This is a genomic window from Microbacterium sp. Cr-K32, assembly GCF_000708345.1.
Lineage (GTDB): Bacteria > Actinomycetota > Actinomycetes > Actinomycetales > Microbacteriaceae > Microbacterium > Microbacterium maritypicum_A.
In genome coordinates, this window is the sequence record NZ_JARD01000028.1 from 97,963 (window position 1) to 117,572 (window position 19,610).

Sequence of the window (19,610 nt, forward strand, 5' to 3'; positions counted from 1 at the left end):
TGAGGAGGGCTAGGAGCGCGTGCGTCGGCTGGGAGGTGCGTCGATGCTCAGCGTCTGACCGCGGAAGAACGCCGGCCGTCTGATGGCGTTCCAGACCATGACGACGATGCCGACGCCGATGATCAGCATTCCGAGGATGAAGACGATGCCGACGCCGCCGATCTGAGAACCCGAGCCGTAGGCCGGGTCCATCGAGTCGATCAGCGTCGTGAAGAACAGCACCGCGAGGATCGCACCGCCGACGAGCGGGAAGAGGAACGTGAAGAAGAAGTTCCTCGTCGAGTCGAACCACTGCTTGCGGAAGTACCAGACGCACGCGAAGGCGGTGATCCCGTAGTAGAAGCAGATCATCATGCCGAGCGTGAGGATGGTGTCCCACAGCGTGTCCTCGCTCACGACGCGCATCACAGCGTAGAAGGCCGACGCGACGATGGCGGAGATGATGGTCGCGTACCCCGGGGTGAAGAAGCGGGGGCTGACCTTCGCGAACGACTTGGGCAGGGCGCCGTAGTGCCCCATCGCCAGCAGCGTGCGCGCCGGTCCCACGAACGTGGACTGCAGCGACGACGCCGAGCTGGTCAGCACCGCGAGCGACACCAGGAAGGCGAGCGGGCCGAGGATCGGGCCGGAGAGGTGGAAGAACACGTTCTCCTGGATGTCCTCGTTGCCGAGACCCAGCGCACCGGTGCCGACACCGGCGAACATGATCATCGCCACCGCGAGCAGCAGGTAGAGCGAGACGATCATCAGCACCGTGACGGTGGCCGCGCGACCCGGGGTCTTCTCCGGGTCCTTGGTCTCCTCGTTCATGGTGAGGGTGACGTCCCAGCCCCAGAAGATGAAGATCGACAGCGAGAGTCCGGCGGCGACGGCGCTGAACGACGAGATCGCGAACGGGTTGAACCAGTTCAGATCGAAGGGCTGGTAGTCGAAGCCGTTGCCGTTGACGGCCTGCACGATCGCCGCACCGGCGAAGAAGAGCAGGACGAGGATCTGGAAGCTGACGAGCCAGTACTGCAGCTTCTGGGTCGTCTGCATGTCGCGGTACGAGATCCAGGTCGCCCCGAGCATGAACAGCAGGCACACGCCGATGTTGATCCAGGTGACGCTCGCGAGGGAGGCGATGTCGGGGTTGCCCGTGATCTGCGAGATCAGCAGGAAGAGGAAGTCGACGGCGATGCCCGCGAGGTTGGACAGCACGAGGATCGTGGCGACGACCAGGCCCCAGCCCGCCATCCAGCCCACCCACGGACCGAAAGCGCGGGCCGCCCAGGTGAACGAGGTGCCGGAGTCGGGCATCCGGTTGTTGAGCTCGCGGTACCCGAAGGCGACCAGGAGCATCGGGATGAAGCCGACCAGGATGATCGCGGGGATCTGCGACCCCACCGTGGAGGCCACAGGGCCGACGGCGGCGGTGAAGGTGTAGGCGGGTGCGATGCACGAGATGCCGATCACGACCGCGCCGATCAGGCCGACCGTTCCGGCGCTCAGGCCCTTGGTGGAGATCCCGGTCGTGACACCGGATTCGGGCTCCGTCGCCCGGTTGGTGCTGCTCATCAGCGTTCTCCTGCTTCGTTGCGGGTGCGCGGGACGACGATCATGGGGACGGGCAGCTCGTGCAGCATCTTCGCCGCCGTGGAGCCCAGGAAGAGACGACGGGGCTGCGCCAGCCTGCTGGAGCCGACCAGGACCACCTCGCCGGGAAGCCAGGAGAGGTTCGCGACCGCATCTTCGACGGTGTCGCCCGGAGCCTTCTCGACGGCGGCGGTGCGCCCGTCGGGGAGCAGCTCTGTCGCCATCGCGAGGACCTCCTGCCCGTGGTCGTCACCGACCGTGCGGATCGCGCCCGTATCGAGCCCCGGGGGCACATCGAACGGCACGAGGGACACGAGGCGCAGGTCGACGCCGCTGTCGCCGGCGAGGGCGACAGCCTCGTCGAGCAGCGCATCGGCGCCCGGCCGAGACCCGACGGCGACGGTCACGCGCGGGATGACGTGGTCGTCCTGCTGAGCCGTTCCCACGGGTGCCAGCGCCACCGGGATGGTCGACGAGTGCAACAGCTCCGAGGCGACGCTCCCGAGCCGGTGGCGTCCGAAGATGCCCCCGCCCGCCGCACCGATCACGATCACGCGGGCGCCGAACTCCTCGCCGGCGGCGATGAGCCCCTCGGCGAACGATTCGGAGAAGCGGACGTGACCGCTGCGGGTCAGCTCCTGCGGCAGCCGGACGACGGCGTCGGCGAGCCACTTCCTGGCCTGCGACCGGATGTGCTCCTCATAGGCGCGCTCCGGCGGCACCGCGGCGTTGCGTGTTCCTTCGTTCGGCAGCACGATCACCAGGTGCAGGGTCGCGCCCAGGCTGCGGGCGATGCGCGCGCCCAGCGCCGCGGCATCCGCTCCCGCATCCGTCGCCGTGTACCCCACGACGACCGAGCCGGTCATCAGCTGCTGCTCTCGACAGCGCCGGACTCGCGGCTCGCATCGACGATATTGGATGCGACGAGGTGTCCCATCCGGATCGCACCGTCGACGTGCTGGTACCCGGCTCCGGCCATGTCGCTGCAGGCGAAGTGGATCGGGCCGACCGCCGTGCGCAGGTCCGCGCCGTAACGGTGCAGGCCGCCCATGTCGAAGCTCGCGGCATAGGCACCACGCGTCCACTCCTCGCTGCCCCAGTCGCTCTCGTAGTAGACGACCGGGTTCTTGGCCTCTGGGCCGTAATAGTGCGAGAGCGACTCGAGGATGCGCTCCTTGCGCTCCTCGGCAGAGAGCTCGAACACGCCGTCGGCGTTGGCGTCGGAGACGAAGCCCACCAGGGTGCCGCGCTCGTCGCCGTGGTTCGTGTTGTCGTACGCCTCGTGCGACAGCTCGTACGGGCTGAACGCGGTGCCGCTGAGACCCTGCTCGCGCCAGAACGGACGATCGTAGACCGCGTGCACCTTGATGACGAAGCCCATGGAGAGGTGCTGGTGCAGCTGGTGCTGACGACGCGGCAGCGGCGGATCGAAGGAGATACGGCTGTACAGCACCGGCGCGTGCGCGAGGATCGCGTGGCGGGCGCGGACCGTGAGCTCGTCGGTGGTGGCGACGACCCCCGCGTCCGACCACTCGAGGCTGCGGACCGGCTGGTTCAGCAGCACGTCGTCGCCCAGGCGCTCGGCGAGACGCAGCGGCACCTGCTGCAGACCGCCGACCACGCGCTTGTCGAGGATGAAGTCGGCGTCGACGAGGTTCGAGTACGAACCGGCGGATGCGGCCATCAGCAGCGACTGCAGCAGCGAGAACGAGTGCGTGGGCTTGGTGAGCATCGCCGATCCCGTGGCGAAGGCCAGGTTGCGCACGGCCTCGTCGTCATCGGTCTGCGAGCGCAGCCAGGCGTCCCAGGTGATCGAATCCCACTCCTCGGCGTTCGGGTGCGCCCACGGCTGATCGGGGTCGATCTCGGCGACCAGGGCGTCGAGGATGCCCGTGATCCGGGCGATCACGGCCTCGGTCTCCGGCGACACGGGGAACATCTCCCCCGTGAAACGGTGCGTCTTCCCGTCGGGGCCGACGTAGACGCTGTCGCCTTCGCGGTAGCGGCTGTAGGTCTCGAGGCCCAGCTCTTCGATGGCGTCCTTGAGCGCATCCTGATCGGGCGAGACCCACTGACCGCCGATCTCGAGCATGGCGCCGTCGATGACGTCGGTCCACAGGCGTCCGCCCACGCGGTCGCGGGCCTCCAGCACGGCGACCGACAGGCCGGCCTTGCGCAGGTCGTTCGCGGCGGTGAGCCCTGCGGCTCCGGCGCCGATGATGAGTACGTCGCGGGTGATCTCAGACATCTGCAACTCCTTCGTTGGGGGAAGTAGTGCCGGTCGCGACCCGAAATCCCCCGATTGGGGTCGCGACCGGACAGGGGGTCGGGCCGCACGGGAGTGCGGCCCGGATGCTATTCGGCGGCGGCCAGGGCGGCGGCGACGATGTCGAGTCCCTCGTTCAGCAGGTCGTCGCCGATCGAGAGCGGAGGGAGGAAGCGGATGACGTTGCCGTAGGTTCCGCAGGTGAGGACGATGACGCCCTGCGCGATGCACGCCTTGGCGACGGCGGCCGTGAGAGCGGCGTTCGGCGCCTTGGTCTCGGGGTCGACGAACTCGGCGGCGATCATCGCACCGTGGCCGCGGACGTCGCCGACGCGCGGGTCGTTCTGCTGGATCGCGGTGAGGCGGTCGATGAGGATCGTGCCGATCTCGCGCGCCCGCTCGATCACGCCGTCGTTCTCGAACACGTCGATCGAGGCGAGGGCTGCGGCGCAGGCGATAGGGTTGCCCCCGTAGGTGCCACCGAGGCCGCCCGAGTGCGAGGCGTCCATGATCTCGGAGCGACCGGTGACCGCAGCGAGCGGGAGGCCGCCGGCGATGCCCTTGGCCGTGGTGATCAGATCGGGCTCGATGCCGAAGATCTCGCTCGCGAACATGTGCCCGGTGCGGGCGAAGCCGGTCTGCACCTCGTCGGCGATGAACACGACGCCGTTCGCGCGGCACCACTCGACGATCGCGGGGAGGAACCCGTCGGCGGGGACGATGAAGCCGCCCTCGCCCTGGATGGGCTCGATGATGACCGCGGCCAGGTTGTCGGCGCCGATCTGCTTCTCGAGCTGGAGGATGACGCGGGCCGCGGCCTCACGTCCATCGAGTCCGTCGCGGAACGGGTACGACATCGGCGCCCGGTAGACCTCGGGCGCGAAGGGGCCGAAACCGCTCTTGTAGGGCATCGACTTGGCGGTGAGCGCCATGGTCAGGTTCGTGCGGCCGTGGTAGCCGTGGTCGAAGGCGACGACGGCCTGGCGACCGGTGTGCTTGCGGGCGATCTTGATCGCGTTCTCGACCGCTTCGGCGCCCGAGTTGAACAGGGCGCTCTTCTTGGCGAAGTCACCGGGGGTCACGCGGTTGAGCGCCTCTGCGACGCCGACGTACGACTCGTAGGGCGAGATCATGAAACAGGTGTGGGTGAACTGCGCGGCCTGAGCGGCGACGGCCGCGGCGACCTTGGGGTGCGCGTTGCCGACGGTGGTCACGGCGATGCCGGAGCCGAGGTCGATGAGCGAGTTCCCGTCGGCGTCCACGACGACGCCACCACCGGCGGCGACAGCGGCGACCGGAACGGTGTGTCCGACGCCCGCTGCCACGGCATCCGCCTTGCGCGCGAGGATCTCGGCGGAACGGGGGCCGGGAAGATCCGTGACCAGACGACGCTCCTGGGGGAGGTCGGGTCCGCCGAGAGGGACTGCGAGGGCTGCGGTGTCGAGGAGTGCCATGTTCGCGAGCGTACGGCGGCCACCGAGCCGGCTGCACTCACCGGTCTGTACAATCTGGAGAAGCAAATCGCCCGCTCGTACAACTCGCCGGAGGTCACCGTGGTCGTCACCGCCCAGCCGACCCTGCGCGCCCTGTTGCAGCGTCGCGATCTCGGGCTCTCCCTGATCCCGCGCGAAGGCGACATCCCCGATGGGGCACTCGACCGCCCGCTGCGTTGGGTGCACAGCTCCGATCTCGCCGACCCCACCCCGTTCCTGTCCGAAGACCTGGCGCTGCTGACCACCGGAACCCAGTTCGACGAAGCCGTCAGCATCGACACGTACGTCGGACGGCTCGCGGACCGCGGGGTGATCGGTCTGGGATTCGGCACCGAGGTGCACCGATCCGGCATCCCCGAAGAGCTCGTCGACGCGTGCGCCGCGCACGGGATGCCGCTGTTCGCCGTCCCGTACCGCACCCCGTTCATCGCCGTCGCCCGCGCGCACTCCGAGGCGATCGCGGCTCAGGCGTATGCCCGACGGTCCTGGGCCCTCGACACGCAGCGTGCCCTCGCTCTCGCCGCCCTCCGACCGCACGGCCTCGATGCGACGATCGCCGAACTCGGGCGGCGAATCGGCGTCTGGGCCGGGATGTTCGACGCCGCCGGAGCGCTCACCCTCTCCCACCCTCGCGAAACGGTGGAGGCCCGTGTGCTCGACGAGCTCGGGAATCGCGCGGTGGAGATCCTGACCCGTGGACTCGAGGCGGGGCAGTCGCTCAGCATCGAAGACCATTCGTTCATGCTGTTCACGGTCGGCCGCGGCGGGCATCTGCGGGGCGTCATCGCCCTCGCCGTCGATACGCTCGATCCCGAAGCCCGGTCGGTCGTGACCTCGGTGATCGCCATGGCAGGACTCGCGATGGAGCAGAGCGAGCAGCTCGCCCGCAGTCGTCGTCGCCTGCACGCGCAGCTCCTCAGATCACTCCTCGCCGACGACCCCACCTTGGCCAGGAGGGTGCTGGGCAGCCTGCCCACCGCACCCGTGCTCGTGGCCGTCGCCGCCGACGCGCCGGCAGGGCCGCTCGCCGACTGGTGGGAGCGGCACCGCGCCGAGCACGGAACCTCGATCTTCCTCGCCGAATCCGAGGACGGGGTGACGATGTGCGTCTCAGCCGGAGACGAGGCCCTGCTCGACGAGGTCGCCGCCCGCTTCGGCATCCGCATCGGCGTCTCCGATCCCGAAGGGTACGACTCGTTCGCCCGGGCACACGCGCAGGCGCTCACGGCGCTGCGTCAGCAGGGCACCCACGGGGTCGCCCGCTACTCCGACACCGTCGGGTCGAGCATCCTCACGGCCCTCGCGACCGACGAGGCGCGCCTCGTCGCCGAATCGCGCCTGGCCCCGGTGCGCGAGCACGACGCCCGTACCGGCGCCGAGCTCGAACGCTCGCTGCGCACCTGGCTGGAGCATGACGCGAAAGCGGAATCCGCCGCGGTCGCGCTCGGAGTGCATCGGCACACCCTGCGCTCCCGCATCGCCCACGCGGGCGCGCTGCTCGACGTCGACCTGTCGACCTTCCCCGCCCGCGCCGAGCTCTGGACGATCCTGCAGACCGCCCGCGACTGAGCCGGGGCGGCAGCACCCTCCCGAGCATCCACGTGCTTCCTGCTCGCACCCCGCGCGGCGGGAACGCTCCGGTCGCACTTCGCGCCGCCCGCGCGACGTCTGAGCGGCAGGAACTGCAACCGGAGCAGCGGGCCAAGAGCGGGCCAAGAGCGGGTCAGGAGTGGATACGCGCTCCCGCAGCCAGCACCGCCCGGCACCGCGTGACGTCATCGGCAGTCTGGGCGATCAACGCCTCGACGCCGTCGAACCGCAGCGTCGGGCGAAGGCGCGCGACGAGGGTCACGCACAGGCGCCGACCGTAGAGGTCGATGTCGGCATCATGCAGGTGCACCTCGACGCGTCGCTCGCGATCGCCGTCGAAGGTCGGGTTCATCCCGACACTGACACTCGCCGCCCACGACAGCAGGTCGTCGTCGATCCGCACCCACGCCGCGTAGATCCCGTCGTCGGGCAGATCTTCGTGGTCGAGCGCCAGGTTCGCCGTCGGGAAGCCGAGCTCGCGACCCCGACCGTCGCCGGGGACGACCAGTCCGACGATCGTCCCGGGCGGCGACGCGCTCACGCGTTCTCGGGGGCGGCGATCGAGCGGTAGCGGCTCTGATGGAAGACCAGGGGCTCGACGTCGTCGAACAGCGTGATGTCGGCGATCTCGTACAGCGCGATCTCGTGGTCGCCGCCGTCGAACGTGCTGTGCAGGCGACACGTGAGCCAGAGCGCTGCGTCCGCGATCAGCACGGCTCCGCCATCGGTGCGGCGCCACTCATGGCCGCCGAACCGGTCGCCCTCCCTCGCCGAGAGCGAGCGGCTGAGCGGCTCGTGGTGCGCGGCGAGCACACTCATGCCGAGCTCGGGCACGGTGCGCAGCACCGGCCAGGTCTTCGACGTACGGGCGGCGCTGATCGCCACCAGCGCCGGTTCGAGCGAGATCGAGGTGAAGGAGTTGACCGCCATTCCCACGGCACGGTCGTCGACGTGCGCGGCCAGGGCCACGACGCCGGTCGGGTATACCGAGAAGGCCCGGCGGAGGGCGAGGTCGCGCGGGACCGTATCGTTCGTCAGCGCGTCGGTCACGACAGTCGTCATTTCGGCTTCCTTTCGTTAGTCAACTTTGACTAGTTTTGATAATAGGCAACTTTGATCATGCAAACAACAGGAAAGGCGAAGGCCAGCCGTTAGCATGAGGGGCATGTCGACCACCCGCCTCGTCGTCCTCGGCGCCGTGAAGCAGTTCCAGCCCGTGCACGGGTACTTCCTCCGTCGCGAACTCATGACCTGGCACGTCGACGAGTGGGCGCATATCCAACCCGGATCGATCTACAACGCCCTGCGCGCCCTCGAGGTCGACGGCTACATCGCCGAAAGCGGCACCGAGGCCGAGGGCAAGCGCCCGGCGCGGACCACCTACCGCATCACCCCGGCCGGCGAGGTCGAACTGCAGCGCATGCTGCGCGAGAACCTCTGGAACGTCGCAGCCTTCGACACCCAGGCCATCATGACCGTCGCCTCGTTCATGTTCGTTCTGAGTCGGCAGGAGGTGATCGCCGGCCTCGAGCACCGACTCATCAAGAGCGACGCGATCATCACGCAGAACGGCTTCGACGTGCAGGACACGCTGCGGTCCGAGACGACGCCCAAGTACGTGCGGGAGATCTTCGACCTCTCCACAGCCCGCCTCACGGCCGAGAAGCAGTGGCTGCTCGACCTGCTGGAACGTCTGCGCGGTGGGGAGTACACATTCGCCGGCGAGACGACCGAGGGCGTAGCGTCGGCCGAGGCGGGCACCTCGGCCTGAGGTCAGCGCGACGAGACGAGCGCGTCGATCGACGCGCGCGACAGGGCCGACGTCGTCGCACCCCGATGCTGCGCCACCACGGCGCCGGCCGCACAGGCCCGGATCAGCGCCGTCTCGATTGCTTCTCCCTGGGCGAGCGCGGCGGCCAACGCTCCACAGAACGCATCGCCGGCGCCGGTCGTATCCACCGGATCGATCCGGAACGCGTCGGCCTGCAGAGGATCGCTCCCCGCGCGATGCAGCACCACTCCCCCAGCACCCCGGGTGAGAACCACGACCGGGGCACCGGCGGCGTGCAGCCGGTCGATGCCGCCGAGTTCGGTGCACTCGGTCTCGTTAACCACCAGCACGTCGACGTCGCCGAGCATCTCGACCGCCTCGGCATGTGCGGGCGCGGCGTTCAGGATCGTCAGGGCTCCGGCCGTCCGGCCCGCGCGCAGGGCGGCCGCCACGCTCGCGAGCGGAACCTCCAGCTGCGCGAGCACGACCGCCGCGCCCGCGATCCCGGCGACCGCGTCGTCGACGTCGAGCTCGGCGTTCGCACCGGCCGCGACGATGATGCTGTTGTCGCCGTCGTCGAAAGCCAGCACGTGGGCGACGCCGGTCGGAACGGCGGCACTCCGGCGCAGGGCCGCCGCGACTCCGGCATCCGCCAGCGTCTGCTGCAGCACGTCGGCGGCCTCGTCCGTTCCGACCACCGCACAGAACCGGGTCGGAGCCCCGCTGCGTGCGGAGGCGACGGCCTGATTCAGCCCCTTGCCCCCGGCGAAGCGGCCGCCGGCCCGACCGAGCAGGGTCTCGCCGACGCGGGGAGGGCGCGAAACCTCGACCACGAGATCGAGATTCGCGCTCCCCACGACGGCGACACCGGTGAGGGTGTCAGACACGCGACATCGTCCGTCGGTACTGGGAGCCGGTGTGCGAGTCGGCGAGCGCCGGCGTCGGCGTGCCGATCAGACGCTCACGCAGCGACTGCGGCTCGGCCGAGGGTTCGGCGATCGCACCCCGCTCCTTGAGGATCGGCAGCACGTGCTCGATGAAGTCGACCGTCGACGCCGGCGGGATGACGGGAGCGAACAGGAATCCGTCCAGGTCGGCGCCGTCGGCGAGCTCGATCATCCGGTCTGCCACCTGCTCGGGGGTGCCGACGATCGGGCGGGCGCCGACGCCGTGCGCGTGCCAGTCTCCGAGAACGTCGCCGACCGTCTTGTCGGCGAAGCGGGCGACCTGGGTCTGCGACAGCTCGGTGCTCAGCTCCGACATCGGCGTGTTCGGCGCATAGGCCGAGAGGTCGAGGCCGGTGAACCATGCGTAGGAGGCGACGGTGACGTCGGGGTTCTGCGCGTCGGCGACCTCGGCGTACTTGCGCTGCGCCTCTTCCTCGGTGCTGCCGACGATCGCGGCGAATGCCGACATGATCTTCACCTCGTCGGCCCCGCGGCCGTTCTTGACGGCCTCTTCGCGGATCGCCGACGAGTGCGCACGCAGCTGCTCGACCGAGCCGCTGCCGACGAAGATCGCCTCGCCGTGCTTGCCCCCGAACTCCCGGCCCGCGGGGGAAGCCCCGGCCTGGAACAGCACCGGGGTACCCTGCGGCGAGCGCGAGGTGTTGCCGTAGCCGTGCGATCGGAAGTACGGGCCGTCGTGGGCGATGCGGTGCACCTTCGACGGGTCGGCGAAGCGCCCGGACTTGTCGCGCTCCAGAGCCCCTTCCTCCCACGCCTGCTCCCACAGCTTGTAGACGACCTGCATGAAGTCGTCGGCCATGAGGTAGCGCTCGTCGTGGCCGACCATCGGCACGCCGAAGCCCTGCACCGCCGTGTCCGCCGTGCCGGTGGTGACCACGTTCCAGCCGATGCGGCCGCCGGAGAGGATGTCGAGCGTCGCCATCCGTCGCGCGAACGAATAGGGCGGTTCGAGCAGTGTCGAGCCGGTGGCGACGAGCCCCAGGCGCGTCGTCTCGGGGATGAGAGCGGCGAGGATGATCGCCGGGTCCAGACGCGGCAGGTCGAGACCTTCGAGGGAGCAGATGTCGGGACGCTCGCCGGCGACGTCGGCCCACCCCCAGGCATCCGCGAGGAACAGGAAGTCGAACCCGGCGTCCTCGACCATGCGCGCGGTGTCGCGCCAGTACTCGAGCTTGTCGAACAGGTAGCGCCCGTTGTCGGGGTGCCGCCACGTGGCGGTGCCGGAGTCGTTCGCCTGGGCGTTCTCGAAGAGGCCGAGACGCAACTGCTTGACGGTGTTCTGATCGGTCATGTGCGGGTGCCTTCCTTGTGGGTGGTTCGTTCTGCTGGTTCCGAAGTCGTTCTGCTGGTTCCGGAGTCGTTCTGCTGGTTCCGGAGCGGTTCTGGAGTGGTTCCGGGCACGCCGGAGGAACCCCGGGACGGGTTGGGGGGGCACCCGTCCCGGGATGAGGGTGCCGCGTCAGCCCTTGGCCGTGACCTCGCCGTCGCTCCACCAGAGCACGCGCTTGCGCACCAGGGCGAGGACGATGATCAGGAGCACACCGAGCAGGCAGAGCAGAGCGATGCTGGCCCAGGTGACCGCGAGGTTCGCCTGCGCCGCAGACGTGGTGACGAGCGAGCCGAGACCGGCCTGCTGTCCCGCCGCGACGAACTCGGCGACCGCCGCGCCGACCACCGCGAGCGGCAGGGCGATGCGGAGCCCTGCGAACACGTAGGGCATGCTGCCGGGAAAGCGCAGCTCGCGGAAGATCTCCCACCGCGAGGCGTGCAGCGTCTTGAAGACGTCGAGCGCCTTCTGATCGACGTCGCGCAGACCCGCGAGCGAGTTCACGAGCATCGGGAAGAACACCACGAGCCCCGTCACGATGAACTTCGGCACCATGCCGAAGCCGAAGGCCACGACCAGTGCGGGGGCGATCGCCACGATCGGGGTCACCATCACGATGATCACGAGCGGCATCACGGCCCGCTCGATGATCTGGAACTCCGCCATGATCACCGCCAGCAGGAACCCGGCGAGGATGCCGGCGGCGGCGCCGACCACCACCTCGAGGAGCGTGACGAGGAAGTTCGACCAGTACATGCCGGCGTCATCGACGAGGCTGGCGCCGATCGCCTCCAGCGTCGGCAGCACGTACGGGTTGGTCCAGGCCACGACCTGCCAGAGGAGAGCGGCGATCACGAAGGTGATCAACGTGGGTCCCCACGCTCCCCAGCGCAGCCAGGAAGGAACTCCCCGGCGTGGTTGGGCCTTCAGGCGGGCGGTCGCGAGGGTCGCGGTCGTGTCTCTCATCGTCAGCTCAGACATGGGCCTTCTCCGTCTGCGCGCGCAGCGCACCGCGCACGACTGCTTCCAGTTCGCGGAACTCGTCCGTCGCGTAGGCCTCTTCGGTGCGCGGCCGCGGCAGGTTCACATCGATCACCTGGGCGATGCGCCCCGGGTGCGCGGCCATCACCACGATGCGGTCGGAGAGCATGATCGCCTCCGGCACCGAGTGCGTGACGAACATGACGGCCTTGCGGTTGGACTGCCAGAACTCCAGCAGCGCGATCCGCTGCAGGTCGCGGTTCATCTCGTCCAGCGCCGAGAACGGCTCGTCCATCAGCATGATGGCCGGGTCGAACACGAACGCCCTGGCGATCGCGGCGCGCTGCTGCATGCCGCCGGAGAGCTGACCGGGGTACTTCTTCATCGCCTGTCCGAGCCCGAACGTCGACAACAGCTCCGCGGGATCGCGCAGTGCGCGTCCGGAGTTCGCCTTGGCGTTGATCCGCACCGGCAGCTCGACGTTCTCGCGCACCGTCTTCCACGGCAGCAGTGCGGGCGACTGCGGCACGAGACCGATCTTCTTGTCGCGCGAAGCCGCCGTGACGCTCTCGCCGTCGATCGTGACGGTTCCGGAGTCGGCGTCGAGAAGGCCGGCGACGACCTTGAGCAGTGTGGACTTGCCGCAGCCGCTCGGGCCGATCACCGACACGAACTCGCCCATTCCGATCGTCAGGCTCACATCATCGAGCACGGTGACCTTCGCGCCGTCGACGCCGAACGACTTCGAGACGTTCCTGACCTCGACGCCGGCGCCGTGTGCGACCGTCATCACTTCTCCTGCCAGATCAGGGCGTCGCCGTCGTAGAGGTCGGCGACCAGGTCGGCGTCCATCATGTCGGCGATCGCGGGCAGCTCCTTGACGTCGCCGTACTTCTTCACGAGGGCGTACTCGGGCTCCCACATCGACTCGTTCTGCACGCCGGGGTTCCCGCCGGCGCTCTCGCGCACCCACGCGGACTCCACCTCCCACGTGCGGGCGAGCTGGTCGCGGGGGAACGCTGCGCCCTGACCGCTGTCCTCGGCCAGCTTCGCGAGCTTGTCGATGCAGGCATCCGACTCGTCCAGGCAGTACTGCAGCGCCTTGAGGCTCGCCCGCATGAAGTCGGCGGCGACCTCGCGGTGCTCGTCGAGGAATCGGGAGTTCACCTCCATCACGTTGTATGTACCCTCGACGCCGAGATCGGCGGGGAGGAACTCGCTGAACGGCAGGCCCTGAGCCTTGAGCGACTGCGGCTGGTTGGAGGCGTAGCCGACGATCGCGTCGACCTGCTCGCGGACGACGACCGTGGGGTCGTAGTTGGTCATCTTGACCATCTCGACCTTCGAGACGTCGACGCCGGCCTCGTCGAGCATGGCCGAGGCGATCGGCGTCAGGTTGATGAAGTATCCGAGCGATCCGCCCTCGAGGTCCTTCAGGCTCTCGAGCTTCTCGTTGCCGAAGATCGAGAACGGCGGGGTCGTGCCGTAGGTGGCGACCGCCGTGAGGTTCTTGCTGTTCGCCGCCGCCAGCATCACGTCGGATGCAGAACCGAGAGCGGTGAACTGGGCCTGACCGGATGCCACGAGCTGCTGCCCGTTCGCCCCGGAGGCGTTGATCTCGACATCGAGGCACAGGTCGTCGAAGTAGCCCAGCTCCTCGGCGAGGAACACGTCGAGCTGGCCGGCGCTGGCGGAGTAGCCGTAGCCGGAGATGTAGGTGATGGTGCCGGCATCCTGATTCCGCTTGCAGGCGTCGGTGTCGCTCGCACTCGTGGGGGCGGTATCGCCGCCTGGCGTCTGCGCGGAGCATGCTCCGAGCGTCAGCGTGGCGGCGAGAACGCACGTCAGGGTGGCAGTGATGCGGAATCGGGTTTCCGCAGAGGAAGTAGCCATGAGGGTCCCTTCTCGGCCGTTCGTCGTTGATGGCTCGATGAAAGTAACATAGTCAAGATTGACTAAGCAAGATCAAACTAACTTTTGACGACAGGCACGACACGGACGGGGGCTGGACGGGCGTCGAGTGCACGCGAACTCGCCGAGTGCACGACTTGTCGACGTCGAGAAGCCGTGCACTCGGCAGGAAGCCGTGCACTCGGCGATACAGAGCGGGAGCGCGGGCGGAGCGCGTGCCGTCAGGACTGAGGAGGAGCGGCAGGGTAGAGGTAGCGGCGCACGAACTCGTCGAAGAGCGGGACCATGTCGACGGATTCGTCGAGGAGCCACTGCAGCTGGATCCCGTCCATGACGGCGCTGATCAGGCGTGCGGCGAGCGCGGGGTCGATGTCGTCGCGCACCTCACCGGCTTCCTGCCCACGGCGGAGGATCTCCACGGCTTCGTCGGCTCGTGCCCGGTAGCGGGCGGCGAACTCGGCGTGCGACGGATGCTCCGGATCGGTCGCCTCGGCCGAGACGATCGCGTACAACGACGTGAGGCCGCGCGAGGTCTGATTGTGGGCGACGACTCTCTTCGCCTGCTCGAGGAGGGTGTGCTCCGCAGGATCGCCCGCGGCCGCTCGTACCTTCTCGTCGCGCTGGTGCAGCACCTCGGCGAACAGCTCCTCCTTGTCGGCGAAGTGATGCAGGAGGCCGGCAGGCGTCACGCCGACGCGCTTCGCGATCTCCCGCAGCGACCCGCCGTGGAATCCGGTCCGGGAGAACACGACCAGCGCTTCGTCGACGATCGCCTGCCGTCGCGCCTGCCCCGTGGCGTAGGAGCCACGGGGGCCACGACCCGCTGTCGGCTGGCCGTCCGTTCCCACTGCCCACTCCCATCCCTCGTCGAGGGAAGCGGCGGTTCAGCCCTGGTGGCCGTTGCCGCCCGCACCCCACGACGAGCTGAATTCCTGCTGCCGCATCGCGGGACGCAGAAGCTTCTCCATCTCGCGATCCACGAAGTAGTCCTTGAGCTTATCCTTCGTGAGTTCGTTGCCGATCGCCGCCATGATCATCGACTGGTCGAGTGACAGGTAGCGCTCGGCGATCGTGCCGCTCTTCACGGCGACCGCGTCGTAGAACCCACCGGGGCCATAGGCGCCGAGATCCTCCTCGATGCCTTCGAGGTTGCGCAGCACACCCTTGCGGTCATAGGGCAGCGCGAGGAAGGCCGCATGCGGCGTGATCACGCCGTCGCCGAACTCGGGAGCGGGGTTCGTGCCCACCGCACAGCCCGGACGGTCCACATCGACGTCGGTCTTCTCCACGTCGGACGTGTAGCCGTCAGACCGCATGCCCGCGATGTCGACGCCGTATTCCGCGTATCCGCCGAAGGGATCACTCGCGGGCGAGAAGCCCCAATACCCGTATCCGGCCTCGTCGAGCCCGTGCTGCTTCTGCACGGCGACCGTGATCGGATGATTGAGCTTCCACGACTTCGGACCCCACTTCGTCTCCGGGACGAGCAGGTCGGGCATCAGCGACTCGAACATGCTGCCGCCCCAGCTGGGGACGAACGACATACCGTCATAGCTGTACGCGCCTTCCCAGACCTCGACGCCGTCGTAGGTGCGGTACTCCCCCTCGGGAAGCTGCTCCTGCCAGGCCCAGTCGCAGCCGGGCGGCATCGTGCGATGCGTGCCGTACAACGCCGTCGCCGGGATCTGGCCGTTGGCGATGCCGAGATAGGTCGCGATGCGGCTCTCGCTCACGGTCGTGTCGTAGTGGTGGCAGGTGTAGTAGGCGGTCTCGCCCGATCCGTTGTACATCGGGGCCGCGACGCTGCAGTCCGGCGGCACCTCGTCCCAGAAACCGCCGCGGTTGGTGCCGGCGGGGAGGCCGGCGGCACCCGCGGGATCGAAGAACGAGGCGAAGTCCATGGAGTCGTAGAGGGCGTCCGCCTGCACCGCGAGGGCAGGATCCGCCTCGCGGACGATACGCAGGGCGGCGGCCAGCCACCCGTTGTCGACCGTGCTGAGGAACGGGTGCACGGGATCGCCGGAGTCGGGCCAGGTCGTCAGCTTCTCCCCCGTCGTGGGCGAGTACCAGTTGTAGAACATGCCGCTCGCGTCATTGCGCTCGAGCCCTTCGAGGGTGTCGAGCGTGGCGGACATGCGGCTGCGCGCCTCGTCGGCGCCGATGATGCCGAGGTCTCGCGCCGTGACGGTCGACCACAGGTATCCGCCGATGTTCGTCGGAGAAGTGTATGCGCTGGGGGTCTGCAGGTCGCCGGTGATGTTGTCGGCCGGAAGGCCCGTCTCCTCATCGGTCATCGCCACGAGGGAGCCCCAGGTGTCCTGCGCCCAGCGCGTGAGCTCGGCGTCGCCCTGACGGCCGCCTCCCGCCGCCGCCGGTCCGGCCAGGGCCAGGCCTGAGACGACCAGTCCGACCGTGGCCAGTGTGCTCATCCATCGCGTCATCACGTCTCCTCATCGAGAACGGGCGCCGCTGACCGGAGCCACTCCACACGCGAAAACCTAACAGGTGTTCAGTGTTGGCTCAACCCCCGCTTCCGTCCGCTCCGTAGCCTGCGCAGGATGCCCGCGCGAGTCGATCCGCCCGCTCCGGTCGCACTTCCTGTCGCCTTCGCCGCTCCCGGGCGGCAGCAACTGCGACCGGAACGCCGGGCGGAGCGGGCGGGAGCGGGGGCGGAGGGCGGGGACGGGCGGGGCGGGGTCAGCGGGGGGCGTGCGCCTCCAGGAACTCGTACACGTCGGTCGTGTCGACGCCGGGGAAGGCCCCGGTCGGAAGGGTCGCCAGCAGCGTGCGCGGGGTCTTCACGTTCGGCCAGGAGTTGTCTCGCCAGCGGTCCTCCAGGTCGGCCGGCGCCCGGCGGCAGCACACCTCGACCGAGTGCTTCGAGACGCCCCGATGCGAGGTGTCGCGCCCCACGAACCACTTCGTGTCGTCGAAGCGCACACCCACGCTGACGGAGTGCAGCCCCTCGCTCGACGACTCCACCCGGGCGGTGCACCAGTAGGTGCCGTTCCCGGTGTCGGTGTACTGGTAATACGGGTTGAAGCGGTCGTCCTCGTCGAACACCACACGCGAGGTCCACCGGCGGCAGCACATCTGCCCCTCGATGGCCCCGAGACGGTCGGTGGGGAAGTTCACGTCGTCGTTCTCGTACGCCTTGGTGATCGTGCCCGACTCATGCACCTTGAGGAAGTGCACCGGGATGTCGAGGTGCCGGGTCGCGAGGTTCGTGAACCGATGCGCGGCCGTCTCGTACGACACCGAGTAGGCGTCGCGCAGGTCTTCGATCGAGATCGCCCGACGCTGCTTGGCATCCTTCAGCGCCGGGACCACATGCGCCTCGGGGATGAGGAGCGCACCGGTGAGGTAGTTCGTCTCCACGCGCTGACGCAGGAACTCGGCGTAACTGCGCGGCTCGGAGTGCCCGAGGATACGGCTCGACAGCGCCTGCAGCACCGCGGTGCGGGCATCGCCCTTCGCGGGCACGCTGCTCGACAGGTAGAGCCGGCCGTTCGCGAGGTCGGCGACGCTCCGGGTGGTCTGCGGCAGGTCGGGCGCGTAGTGCAGGGTGAAGCCCAGGTAGGCCGCGATCTCGGACGCCGTGCGCTGGGTCAGCGGACCACCCGGATGACCGACCGCGGAGAGGATCTCGGCGGCCTTCGCCTCGAGGTCGGCGAAGTGGTTGTCCTGCCGACGCATCAGGTGCCGCAACTCGACGTTCGCCCGCCGGGCCTCCTCCGGTGTCGCGGCCCGCTCATCCTTGAGCCGGTCGATCTCGCCGTGCAGGGCGAGCAGTGCTTTCAGAGCGTCGGTCGGCAGGCTCTTCGCGATGCGGAAAGGCTCGATGCCCAGCGCCTGGAACGTCTGCCCCTTCATCGCCCGCTCCAGCGCGATCTCGACCGCACTGCGCTCGTCGAGCGGCTCGCCCTCCAGCAGCGCATCGATCGTGACCCCGAGCGCCCGGGCGATCGCCTGCAGCTGCGTGAGCTTGGGTTCGCGCTTTCCGGTCTCGATCATCGACATCTGGCTCGGCGCTCGATCGACGGCAGAGGCGAGGTCGTCGAGGGTCATGCCCTTCGCCGTGCGGAGCTGGCGGATGCGGCGGCCGATCGTGAGAGCGTCGGCCTCTTCTGCAGCGTCGATGGTGCTCATGCGGCCGATTCTGTCACAGAAACAGAATTTCCATCGATCTTCTCCTCACATTCGGTCGATCAGCCCTCCGAACTTCACGCACAGTGGAACCACGCCACACCGGCACAGCCGCCGGATCCACCGAGGAGACACCATGACGAACACCGCCCACACCCCGACGCCCCGCCCCGCCGGTCTGCGAGCCGGCGACCAGGTTCAGACGGCCGCCGAGCTCCAGGAGATCTGGGACACCGACCCCCGCTGGGACGGCGTCGAGCGCACCTACTCGGCCGAAGACGTCATCCGCATCCGCGGTTCGGTCCGCGAAGAGGCCACGCTCGCCCATCGCGGTGCCGACAATCTGTGGAACCTCCTGCACACCGAGGACTACGTCCGTGCGCTCGGCGCCTACACCGGCGGCCAGGCCGTGCAGCAGGTGCGGGCGGGACTCAAGGCCATCTATCTCTCCGGATGGCAGGTCGCCGCCGACGGCAACCTCGCCGGCCAGACCTACCCCGACCAGTCGCTGTATCCCGCGAACTCGGTGCCGGCGGTCGTGCGCCGCATCAACAACGCGCTCATCCGCCAGGACCAACTCGAGCACGCTGAGGGCGAGACCACGCAGGACTGGCTCGCGCCGATCGTCGCCGACGCCGAGGCGGGCTTCGGAGGGCCCCTGAACGCCTACGAGCTGGCGCAGTCGCTCATTCAGTCCGGTGCCGCCGGTATCCACTGGGAGGACCAGCTGGCCAGCGAGAAGAAGTGCGGTCACCTCGGCGGCAAGGTGCTCGTGCCCACCCAGCAGCACATCCGCACCCTGAACGCGGCCCGCCTCGCGGCCGACGTCGCCGGAGTGCCAACCGTCATCATCGCCCGCACCGATGCCCTCGCCGCCGACCTGCTCACCAGCGACGTCGACGAGCGGGACCAGCAGTTCACCACCGGCGAGCGCACCACCGAGGGGTTCTACCGGATCCGGCCCGGACTGGAGTCGGTCATCAGCCGCGGCCTCGCCTTCGCCCCTTATGCCGACCTGCTGTGGGTCGAGACGGGAGAGCCCGACATCGAGCTCGCCCGCTCGTTCGCCGCAGCGATCCACGAGCAGTTCCCCGGCAAGCTCCTGGCGTACAACTGCTCGCCGAGCTTCAACTGGAAGAAGCACCTGTCGGACGCCGAGATCGCGACGTTCCAGCAGGAGCTGGCAGACCTGGGCTACAAGTTCCAGTTCATCACGCTGGCCGGCTTCCACGCCCTGAACTACTCGATGTTCGACCTCGCCCGCGGCTACGCCGATCGCGCCATGAGCGCGTACGTCGAGCTGCAGGAAGCCGAGTTCGCCGCAGAAGCAGACGGCTACACCGCCACCAAGCACCAGCGCGAGGCGGGCACCGGCTACTTCGACGTCATCTCCACCGCGCTCAACCCCGACAGCGCGACACTCGCCCTCGCCGGCTCCACCGAAGCCGCGCAGTTCCACTGATCCCCACGCCCCCTCCACACGGCGCTGGCGCGCCGCGCGGAGCCTCCGGGCGCGTGGCCCCTCTTCGTCGCGGTGCTCGACGCATTCGTCGCAGTACTCGACACGACTCAAAGGACTCAC

General features: G+C 68.8%; 17 protein-coding genes. 3 read left to right on the forward strand and 14 right to left on the reverse strand.

Going from position 1 to position 19,610, the window contains the following annotated elements; genetic code table 11:
- Positions 1-9: 9 nt before the first annotated feature.
- The 4 genes from GZ64_RS0114830 to gabT form a co-directional block, all read right to left on the reverse strand.
- Complete coding sequence (locus GZ64_RS0114830; protein WP_029258915.1) at positions 10-1,557, reverse strand: APC family permease; 1,548 nt, start codon at positions 1,555-1,557, stop codon at positions 10-12.
- Complete coding sequence (locus tag GZ64_RS0114835) at positions 1,557-2,441, reverse strand: universal stress protein (protein ID WP_021201074.1); 885 nt, start codon at positions 2,439-2,441, stop codon at positions 1,557-1,559. The genes GZ64_RS0114830 and GZ64_RS0114835 overlap by 1 nt, the downstream gene beginning before the upstream one ends.
- Entirely contained in the window at positions 2,441-3,823 is a 1,383-nt protein-coding gene (locus GZ64_RS0114840; protein ID WP_021201075.1) for a flavin monoamine oxidase family protein, read from the reverse strand. Before GZ64_RS0114840 ends, GZ64_RS0114835 begins: the two co-directional genes overlap by 1 nt.
- Before the next feature lie 107 nt (positions 3,824-3,930).
- A complete protein-coding gene (gene gabT, locus GZ64_RS0114845) occupies positions 3,931-5,295 on the reverse strand; it encodes a 4-aminobutyrate--2-oxoglutarate transaminase (RefSeq protein ID WP_029267341.1) in 1,365 nt (454 codons plus the stop codon).
- Positions 5,296-5,394: 99 nt separating this feature from the next.
- On the opposite strand from gabT, the gene GZ64_RS0114850 reads away from it, so the two are divergent.
- A complete protein-coding gene (locus tag GZ64_RS0114850; protein WP_029258917.1) occupies positions 5,395-6,903 on the forward strand; it encodes a PucR family transcriptional regulator in 1,509 nt (502 codons plus the stop codon).
- 154 nt (positions 6,904-7,057) lie between these two features.
- Here GZ64_RS0114850 and GZ64_RS0114855 read toward each other — a convergent pair whose 3' ends face one another.
- On the reverse strand, positions 7,058-7,465 hold the full coding sequence (locus GZ64_RS0114855) for a riboflavin kinase (RefSeq protein WP_021201078.1): 408 nt from the start codon (positions 7,463-7,465) through the stop codon (positions 7,058-7,060).
- Positions 7,462-7,986, reverse strand: coding sequence for a flavin reductase family protein (locus GZ64_RS0114860; protein WP_021201079.1), 525 nt, complete (start codon positions 7,984-7,986; stop codon positions 7,462-7,464). The genes GZ64_RS0114855 and GZ64_RS0114860 overlap by 4 nt, the downstream gene beginning before the upstream one ends.
- A gap of 103 nt (positions 7,987-8,089) precedes the next feature.
- Between GZ64_RS0114860 and GZ64_RS0114865 the strand changes: the two genes are divergently transcribed.
- Positions 8,090-8,695, forward strand: coding sequence for a PadR family transcriptional regulator (locus tag GZ64_RS0114865; protein ID WP_029267343.1), 606 nt, complete (start codon positions 8,090-8,092; stop codon positions 8,693-8,695).
- Between the two features lie 2 nt (positions 8,696-8,697).
- On the opposite strand, the gene GZ64_RS0114870 is transcribed toward GZ64_RS0114865, so the two are convergent.
- The 8 genes from GZ64_RS0114870 to GZ64_RS0114905 all read right to left on the reverse strand — a co-directional run bounded on the left by GZ64_RS0114870 (position 8,698) and on the right by GZ64_RS0114905 (position 18,031).
- Positions 8,698-9,582, reverse strand: coding sequence for a ribokinase (locus tag GZ64_RS0114870; RefSeq protein WP_029267344.1), 885 nt, complete (start codon positions 9,580-9,582; stop codon positions 8,698-8,700).
- Positions 9,575-10,954 (reverse strand): NtaA/DmoA family FMN-dependent monooxygenase, encoded by a 1,380-nt coding sequence (locus GZ64_RS0114875; RefSeq protein ID WP_021201082.1) that lies wholly within the window; start codon positions 10,952-10,954, stop codon positions 9,575-9,577. Before GZ64_RS0114875 ends, GZ64_RS0114870 begins: the two co-directional genes overlap by 8 nt.
- Positions 10,955-11,122: 168 nt before the next feature.
- The gene (locus GZ64_RS0114880; protein WP_029267346.1) at positions 11,123-11,971 is read right to left on the reverse strand and encodes an ABC transporter permease; all 849 of its coding nucleotides are present in this window, start codon (positions 11,969-11,971) and stop codon (positions 11,123-11,125) included.
- Positions 11,964-12,761: an ABC transporter ATP-binding protein gene (locus GZ64_RS0114885; protein ID WP_029267347.1), complete on the reverse strand. Its 798-nt coding sequence runs from the start codon at positions 12,759-12,761 to the stop codon at positions 11,964-11,966. The genes GZ64_RS0114880 and GZ64_RS0114885 overlap by 8 nt, the downstream gene beginning before the upstream one ends.
- Positions 12,761-13,864 carry an ABC transporter substrate-binding protein gene (locus GZ64_RS0114890; RefSeq protein ID WP_029258922.1) on the reverse strand — a complete coding sequence of 368 codons (1,104 nt, stop codon included), beginning with the start codon at positions 13,862-13,864 and terminating at the stop codon, positions 12,761-12,763. The genes GZ64_RS0114885 and GZ64_RS0114890 overlap by 1 nt, the downstream gene beginning before the upstream one ends.
- A 239-nt stretch (positions 13,865-14,103) precedes the next feature.
- Positions 14,104-14,730 (reverse strand): TetR/AcrR family transcriptional regulator, encoded by a 627-nt coding sequence (locus GZ64_RS0114895; protein WP_021201086.1) that lies wholly within the window; start codon positions 14,728-14,730, stop codon positions 14,104-14,106.
- 36 nt (positions 14,731-14,766) lie between these two features.
- Entirely contained in the window at positions 14,767-16,311 is a 1,545-nt protein-coding gene (locus GZ64_RS0114900) for a glucoamylase family protein (protein WP_231479907.1), read from the reverse strand.
- A gap of 268 nt (positions 16,312-16,579) precedes the next feature.
- Positions 16,580-18,031 (reverse strand): helix-turn-helix domain-containing protein, encoded by a 1,452-nt coding sequence (locus tag GZ64_RS0114905; RefSeq protein ID WP_021201088.1) that lies wholly within the window; start codon positions 18,029-18,031, stop codon positions 16,580-16,582.
- Between the two features lie 133 nt (positions 18,032-18,164).
- Between GZ64_RS0114905 and aceA the strand changes: the two genes are divergently transcribed.
- Positions 18,165-19,490 (forward strand): isocitrate lyase, encoded by a 1,326-nt coding sequence (gene aceA / locus GZ64_RS0114910; protein ID WP_029258926.1) that lies wholly within the window; start codon positions 18,165-18,167, stop codon positions 19,488-19,490.
- The last annotated feature ends 120 nt before the right edge of the window (positions 19,491-19,610 follow it).